This is a genomic window from Micromonospora sp. M51 (assembly GCF_018070305.1).
GTDB lineage: Bacteria > Actinomycetota > Actinomycetes > Mycobacteriales > Micromonosporaceae > Micromonospora > Micromonospora parva.
On the sequence record NZ_JAGPXZ010001532.1, the window covers coordinates 1 to 426 of the forward strand.

Below are 426 nucleotides of genomic sequence, written 5' to 3' on the forward strand. Positions count from 1 at the left end.
CGATCTCCACATTCGACCGGCCGCTGCCGACCTGTGCCAGCACGTCGCGTTCCCGCCCGGTGAGCCCGGTCAGCCGGGCCGGGTCCGCGACGGGGGTGCGGGCCGCCGCGGCGATCACCCGCCGGGTCACCGCCGGTGACAGCAGCGCGTCCCCGCCGGCCACCACGCGGACCGCGTCCCGCAGGGCGTCGGGCGGGGTGTCCTTGAGCAGGAAGCCGGCCGCGCCGGCGCGAATGGCCTCGAAGAGGTACTCGTCGTCGTCGAAGGTGGTCAACATGACCACCCGGACGTCGGCCAGCGTCGGGTCGGTGAGGATGCGTCGGGTTGCCTCGATACCGTCGCCGCCGGGCATCCGGACGTCCATCAGCACCACGTCGGGCCGGTGCTCGCGAACGACCGCCAGGCCCGCTCGGCCGTCGCCGGCTT

General features: G+C 74.6%; 1 protein-coding gene. It reads right to left on the minus strand.

Annotated elements, in window-relative coordinates; genetic code table 11:
- Window positions 1-426, minus strand: a 426-nt coding sequence (locus KBX53_RS35815; RefSeq protein WP_210864122.1) for a response regulator transcription factor, incomplete at both ends; no start/stop codon positions are given.